At 58.6% G+C, this 6,978-nt stretch carries 6 protein-coding genes and 1 pseudogene; 3 read left to right on the top strand and 4 right to left on the bottom strand.

The window, feature by feature from the left end:
- From GOB85_RS18070 to GOB85_RS18080, 3 genes and pseudogenes are all read left to right on the top strand, one after another.
- Positions 1 to 97: pseudogene (locus GOB85_RS18070) on the top strand (IS5/IS1182 family transposase); the annotation flags it as partial.
- Positions 54 to 1,070, top strand: coding sequence for a methionine synthase (locus GOB85_RS18075; protein WP_173578775.1), 1,017 nt, complete (start codon positions 54 to 56; stop codon positions 1,068 to 1,070). The pseudogene GOB85_RS18070 and the gene GOB85_RS18075, both read left to right, overlap by 44 nt.
- Before the next feature lie 318 nt (positions 1,071 to 1,388).
- Entirely contained in the window at positions 1,389 to 2,288 is a 900-nt protein-coding gene (locus GOB85_RS18080; protein WP_173578774.1) for a LysR family transcriptional regulator, read from the top strand.
- A gap of 402 nt (positions 2,289 to 2,690) precedes the next feature.
- Here the strand turns inward: GOB85_RS18080 and GOB85_RS18085 are convergent, their stop codons facing one another.
- The 4 genes from GOB85_RS18085 to GOB85_RS18100 form a co-directional block, all read right to left on the bottom strand.
- Positions 2,691 to 3,881, bottom strand: coding sequence for an IS91 family transposase (locus GOB85_RS18085; protein WP_173578773.1), 1,191 nt, complete (start codon positions 3,879 to 3,881; stop codon positions 2,691 to 2,693).
- A gap of 19 nt (positions 3,882 to 3,900) precedes the next feature.
- Positions 3,901 to 4,812 (bottom strand): tyrosine-type recombinase/integrase, encoded by a 912-nt coding sequence (locus GOB85_RS18090; protein WP_173578772.1) that lies wholly within the window; start codon positions 4,810 to 4,812, stop codon positions 3,901 to 3,903.
- Positions 4,813 to 4,954: 142 nt separating this feature from the next.
- Positions 4,955 to 5,605 carry an SOS response-associated peptidase gene (locus tag GOB85_RS18095; protein WP_173578771.1) on the bottom strand — a complete coding sequence of 217 codons (651 nt, stop codon included), beginning with the start codon at positions 5,603 to 5,605 and terminating at the stop codon, positions 4,955 to 4,957.
- 13 nt (positions 5,606 to 5,618) lie between these two features.
- Positions 5,619 to 6,848: a 3'-5' exonuclease gene (locus GOB85_RS18100; RefSeq protein ID WP_173578770.1), complete on the bottom strand. Its 1,230-nt coding sequence runs from the start codon at positions 6,846 to 6,848 to the stop codon at positions 5,619 to 5,621.
- Positions 6,849 to 6,978 lie beyond the last annotated feature (130 nt).

The raw sequence follows: 6,978 nt of genomic DNA on the forward strand, positions 1-6,978 counted from the left end.
GAAGGATGTCGAGACAACAATCTCGTCATCCTGCGCATGGTTGATGATTGCCCATATCCGCAGAGTTCTGCGAAAAATCAATCAAACCGCTTTCTGATTCAGGCTCTAAGACCCTCTGGTCGCCCTGGAAATTGCAGGGTGAGGAATTTGTCGAAGGTAAACAGGATGCGCTGCGCCTGACCCTGGACGATCAGGACCGGGCCGGCATTGACATAGTCAGCGATGGCGAACAGACGCGCCAGCATTTCGTCACGACGTTTATCGAGCATCTCAGCGGCGTCGACTTTGAGAACCGTCAGACGGTTAAAATTCGCAACCGTTACGATGCCAGTGTCCCATCAGTTGTCGGTGCTGTGGCACGTGAGAAACCTGTCTTTGTCGAGGATGCGAAGTTTTTGCGCACGCTGACAAAGAAGCCCATCAAATGGGCGCTTCCTGGTCCCATGACCATGATCGACACGCTTTATGACGGCCATTACAAAAGCCGCGAAAAACTGGCGTGGGAATTTGCCAAAATCCTCAATCAGGAAGCGAGGGAACTGGAAGCCGCTGGCGTCGATATCATCCAGTTCGATGAACCTGCCTTCAATGTTTTCTTTGATGAGGTGAATGACTGGGGCATCGCCACTTTGGAGCGGGCTATTGAAGGGCTGAAATGCGAAACCGCCGTCCATATCTGCTATGGTTATGGTATCAAAGCCAATATCGACTGGAAAAATGCTCTTGGAGAAGAGTGGCGGCAGTATGAAGAGATTTTCCCCAAGCTCCAGAAATCCAATATCGATCTGATCTCGCTGGAATGTCAGAATTCCCGTGTTCCGATGGATCTGATCGAACTCATTCGTGGGAAAAAGGTGATGGTGGGCGCCATTGATGTGGCCACCATCACCATTGAGACGCCCGAAAAAGTCGCTGATATCCTGCGAAAAGCGCTTCAGTTTGTCGATGCCGACAAGCTTTATCCCTGCACCAACTGCGGGATGGCTCCTTTGCCACGCGACGTGGCGCGGGGCAAGCTCAATGCCCTGGGCGCGGGTGCGGAAATCGTTCGCAGAGAACTTTCGACCTGACAACCTGCCGTAGCTGGACGCCAAGAGAGGGAGAAACGCAGAGGCGACCATGTCGATGCGGTCTTCCCAGAGCAAGCAGGAGACGCTTCGTGTCGGTGGTCAAGAAAACACAGTCTCCGGACCTTTCCCTGCATGTTTCATGTAGGAGGTCGAATTTGTATTCAGATTCAGTGCACAAGAGGCCACGATTATTGGTCGGGATGATGGAAAGCTGTCCCAAAAGAATCATGTACACCATCATGATAAAATTTTATGAGAGTGAACTAAAATGATATGTTTTTATGATTATATGAATCCTGTGCATTCGCGAGGTAGACCATGGGCGTTCTGGAGCGCAGTCATCTGACAATTATTCGGGAAGTCGCGCGAGAAGGCTCTTTGACGGCTGCAGGGATGCGTCTGAACCTAACCCAGCCGGCGCTCAGTCACGCCATCCGCAAGATTGAACAGCAGCTTGGAGTAAAGATATGGCGGCGGGAGGGACGCTCCCTTGTGCTCAATCAGGCAGGCGAATGGCTGCTTGCTTTGGCGAACCGCCTGCTTCCTCAATTTGAGCTGGCGGAAAGCCGCCTTGAACAGTTCGCAAATGGCGGGCCTGGTACACTCCGCATCGGCATGGAGTGTCATCCCTGCTATCAGTGGCTTCTGAAAGTCGTCTCCCCGTATCTGGAGCGATGGCCCAAAGTTGACGTGGATGTACGGCAGAAGTTCCAGTTTGGCGGTATTGGCGCGTTGTTCAGCAATGAGATTGACATCGTGGTCACCCCTGATCCGCTTTACAAACCCGGCCTGAAATTCACACCGGTCTTCGATTATGAACTCGTTCTGGCCGTTGGCCCTGAACATCCTCTTCGGAATGAGAAGTTCGTCTTGCCGGAACAGCTTGCTGGCGAAACATTGATCACCTACCCTGTTCCGTCCGAGCGGCTGGATATCTATACGCAGTTTCTACAGCCTGCTGGTATTGGCCCACGACAGCAGAAACAGATTGAAACCACGGATATCATGCTGGTGATGGTGGCGCATGGAAGGGGCGTTGCAGCACTTCCACGCTGGCTTGTGGAAGAGTATGCCCCACGCTTTGACCTTTGCCCGGTGAAGCTTGGTAAAAAGGGCATTGCAAAGCAGATATTTCTTGGTTGCCGCGAAACCGATGAAGAGGTCCGATATCTGCAGGACTTTATCGAATTCGCTGCTTTACCTTCTTTGGTAACTTAAGTAATTTTCCAAAATTCACGCTTGGAATCTCCTCGTGTTTTTCTTTTACAATGTCCGATTTCTCGGTTTTACTTTCGACACCGGACATTCCGCTTCCCTGAAGAGTTTCGGGCGCCGTGAGGCGTACGAAAGTCGGGGAGGACCGAACCCGCGACACCGAGACTCAGTTATGGGGAATTTGCAACTGGCGCTGCCCTGAGGCGCCCCTGAGCGGGGTCACGTGACGGCATTCGTGGCGCGGCGAAGGGTTCTTCCCGCTGATTCTACACATGAAGATGACAGGATCGTCAGCGCCAGGTGCGCGCTTTCTGCCGTTTTTTCGCGTTTTACACAGACCTGTCGGTTTGCCGGAACGGGTTGGTTCCGGCAGGCATCTGGTCATGCGGTCATGTCTGCCGGTTATCATGCTGATCCTCCGGCCGGATCGGTCGTCCGTGGCGGTCCTCTGGGCTGGCACCATCGAACAAAAACCTGGATGACGACCATCTGACCACCACAGCATGGGCAGGGCTGTGGCGTAAACGGTTCGGGCTCCGGCGCTTCTGCCGCTGGCGTGGGTATGACATTCAGCAGTTCCCGCGCCCGGGCGAGACTGGCCTTGCGGTTGGAACTGGCGAGCAGGCCATAATGGCGGATGCGGTGAAACCCCCGTGGCAGGACATGCAGCATGAAGCGGCGGATGAATTCATCCGTGCCGAGCGTCATGACCTGTTGCTGGTGGGCCGTGTCCCGTCGGTAATCCTTGTAGCGGAACGTCACACCGTTTTCGTTGAACGCCAGAAGGCGGCGGTTCGAGATGGCGACGCGGTGGGTATAGCGCGACAGATAGGCCAGCACCGCTTTGGGACCGGCAAAAGGCGGCTTGGCGTAGACGACCCAGCGCCTGCTGCGCACTGGGGCCAGATGCCGCAGGAAGGCACGACGGTCTGCCAGAGAGGCAAGCTGGCCCCGGAAGACCAGCCGGTCGGTGTCGAAAAGCGCGAGAAGCCGGGTCAGGAACAGGCGGCGGAACAGCTTGCCCAGCACGCGAACGGGCAGGAGGAAGGCCGGGCGCGATGGGATCCAGCGCTGGCCATCGGGCGACAGGCCGCCGCCCGGCACGATCATATGCACATGGGGATGGTGGGTCAGCGCCGAACCCCAGCTGTGCAGCACGGCGGTGATGCCGATGCGCGCGCCCAGATGCCGGGGATCGGCGGCGATCGTCATCATCGTCTCCGAGGCGGCCTGGAACAGCAGTGCGTAGAGAACGGCCTTGTTCTGGAGCGCGATGTCGGCGATCCGCGCAGGTAGGGTGAAGACGACATGGAAATACCCAACCGGCAGCAGATCGGCCTCCCGCTCGGCCAGCCATGTCCGCGCGGCGTTCCCCTGACAGCGCGGACAATGACGGTTGCGGCAGCTGTTATAGGCGATCCGCCAATGTCCACAGTCCCCGCAGGCCGCGACATGGCCACCAAGGGCCGCGGTGCGACAGTGTTCGATCGCCGACATGACCTTGAGCTGCTGCAGGGGGAGACGGCCGGCATGGGCTGACCGCCAGGCAGGGCCGGCAGCCCGGAAGATGTCCCCCAGTTCGAGGGAGGCGGACATGACCGCCCCCGCCCGGGGATCAGCCGTCGGGCCTCGCCTGCGTTGTCGCCAGCATGCCCAGTCTGTCGAGCGGACTGATGACGGCCCGCACGGTCCGTGTCGCAACTTTTGTATAAAGGGCCGTGGTCTCCAGACGGGAATGACCCAGCAGGACCTGGATCACGCGGACATCGACACCATCCTCAAGCAGGTGCGTGGCAAAGCTGTGCCGCAGGGTATGAGGCCCCACACGTCTGGTGATCGCAGCGGCCCGCGCCGCATCGACAACCACACGATGGAGCTGCCGTGTGCTGATGGGCCTCATGGTGTCCTGCCCAGGAAACAGCCAGCCACCCGAATGCATCACGCCCTGCTGGCGTCCGGCCTTCCACCACTCCCGCAGCAGGGGCAGAAGGTCTGCCGGAAGCATGGCGTTGCGATATCGTCCCCCTTTGCCCCGTTCGACCCTGAGCAGCATGCGCTCGCTGTCGATATCACTGATCTTGAGAGCTGCGACCTCGGCCACCCGCAGGCCTGCCCCATAGGCGACCGACAGGGCGGCCTGATGTTTGAGGCATACGGTCGCGTTGAGCAGACGGGCAACCTCATCGCGGCTCAGCACGACGGGCAGGTTGCGGGGATGCGCCACCCGGACCAGCTTGCGTGCGAGGTCGGGTCGGTCGAGTGTCTGGGTGAAGAAAAAACGTAGGGCCGACACGATGGCATTCATGGTCGGTGTCGGCATGCCAGCCTCGTTCTGCGCAATCTGGAACTGGCGCACATCCTCGGCTGTTGCCGTATGGGGTGAGCGGCCCAGAAACGTGGCGAAACGGCCGACATCGCGAAGGTAATTGCGCTGCGTCTCCCGGGAGAACCGCCGCACCGCCATGTCATCAAGCAGGCGCTGGCGAAGGGGACTGATTGCAGCAATGCACAGGGACTCTGTCATCATCCGGCTCCTTCTGGTGGGAAGAAGCCAGAGTGCTTGGCCCGATCAGGACAGTTCCAAATAAAACAGATCGCTCACGCCGTGGTGACAGACCTACACACCGTACCAATCCCGCACAGCGGGTTCGTTCTTCCCCCCTTTGCAGTCATTCCAAGGGTGATAGTGGTTCAACAGCACGGGCAATTACGCCATTCGGCAGAGGCCGCTGAAGACGCAGAGCCTCTGCCACCGGTGCATCCATCCACACATCCAGTTCATCTGGCTGCGTCAGAATGACCGGCATGGCCTTCGGATGGATCGCGCCTACTTCCCGGTTCGCCTCTGTGGTCAGAAACCCGAACAGGTCATCCGTCGTTTCCCCGTCAGCCAGCTTGCGTACTGAGGTCCATCGACACCAGATCCCGGCGAAGAAAGCGAGCGGCTCTCCATCATTCCGCGCAAACCAAACTGGCCGTGATTTCCCGTCGGGCAGGCGCTCCGGTTCCGAGAAGGCGGTCAGCGGCACCAGACAGCGATGTGCCACGCCTTCCCAGCGCTTCCACCATGTCGAGGTCGGATTGCGGATATTGGTCACACCGCGATCCACCTTATGGCCTTTCAAGTAACCAGGCGGCGTCGGCATGCCCCAGCGCGCCATGACCAGTTCACGGCCGTTCTCGCCATTCCGCACGATCGGCGCCATCGTGTTCGGGTAGATCTCCGGCAGCGACTGGAGATTGCCCGTGCGATCCTCAAGGACTTTCGCAATATCCCGGATCGCCTGCGGGTTCGAGGTCATGGAATAGAGATTGCACATCGGCCCTGCTCCCTTACGACCACATGCCGCGTAATCTGGCTGCCATATCGATCCTTACGGATTTCACCGCCTCCTGCCGGGCCTGTTCCTCCGGTTTCACGACAGGCCATGACACCGCTTCGAACAAGGGCAGCATGTCCCGATCAATGAAACGTGTCCGCGCGGCATAGACATGCCGGTCGCCCCGGCTGTGCTGACCGTGCACATAGAAGCGCTGCGGCACCATGATATCGAGATTGTCCTTCGCCCTCGTCATGGCCACATAGAGCAGCCGACGTTCCTCCTCGATGTCGTCCTGTTCTCCCGTGGCTAGATCAGATGGAATGCATCCGTCGACGGCGTTCATCACGAACACGTTCTCCCATTCCTGCCCCTTGGCGGAATGAATGGTCGAGAGGATCAGATAATCCTCATCGAGCAGCGGTACGCCTGCCTGATCGGATGTCGCATCTGGCGGGTCCAGCGTCAGTTCGGTCAGGAACTTCTCTCGTGACGGATAGCCCCCGGCGATCTGCTCAAGCTGCACCAGGTCGGCCAGACGGGTGGAGGCGTCCTCATGCAGCCGCTCCAGATGCGGCTCATACCAGTATCGCATAGCTGCGATCTCGCCCGGCCAGCCGACCTGATGGCTGCTGAGAGCGGTCAGCAGGTTTACGAAACCCGCCCAGGCCTCACCACTCCGCTGTGGCGCTTTGACATCCTTCAAAGCCTCGAAGGGATGGGCACTCTCGCCCATCGTGTCCATTACGCGCCGGGCCGAGGTCGGCCCCACACCCGGCAGAAGCTGCAATATCCGGAAGCCTGCGATGCGGTCGCGCGGGTTCTGGGCAAAACGCAGCAGGGCCAGCACATCCTTCACATGCGCACTGTCGAGAAACTTCAGGCCACCGAACTTCACGAACGGGATGTTGCGCCGGGTCAGTTCCACCTCCAGCGTGCCGCTGTGGTGCGAGGCCCGGAACAACACCGCCTGCTGTTTCATTGGTGTCCCGGTCTCACGCTCTTCCAGCACCCGGTCGGCGATATAGTTTGCCTGGGCAGTATCGTCCCAGATGGTGATCAGTCGTGGTTTTTCCTCCGAAGCCCGTTCGGTCCACAGATCCTTGGTGAATCGCTCGGCTGCCTCGCTGATTACCGCGTTTGCGGCATCCAGAATGGGTTTTGTCGAGCGATAATTCCGGTCCAGCGTCACGATGCAGGCCGGGGGATCGAAGGACGTGGGAAAATCGAGGATGTTGCGCACGGTCGCGGCCCGGAAGGCATTTATGTGGAATACAATTTCACAACCTCAAAAAAGCAATTTTAAGGTTTCTTTAGGCGGGATAGATGACCTGTACCTGACGTACCCACCAGCCAGTCTCTCAGTTTTGACC

Origin of the sequence: Acetobacter fallax (assembly GCF_011516735.1) — a bacterium.
Classification (GTDB): domain Bacteria; phylum Pseudomonadota; class Alphaproteobacteria; order Acetobacterales; family Acetobacteraceae; genus Acetobacter; species Acetobacter fallax.

Coding starts and splice junctions, on each gene's coding strand:
- GOB85_RS18095 (WP_173578771.1), bottom strand. CDS start 5,605: ATGTGCAATCTCTATTCCATGACCTCGAACCCGCAGGCGATCCGGGAT.
- GOB85_RS18080 (WP_173578774.1), top strand. CDS start 1,389: ATGGGCGTTCTGGAGCGCAGTCATCTGACAATTATTCGGGAAGTCGCG.
- GOB85_RS18090 (WP_173578772.1), bottom strand. CDS start 4,812: ATGATGACAGAGTCCCTGTGCATTGCTGCAATCAGTCCCCTTCGCCAG.
- GOB85_RS18085 (WP_173578773.1), bottom strand. CDS start 3,881: ATGTCCGCCTCCCTCGAACTGGGGGACATCTTCCGGGCTGCCGGCCCT.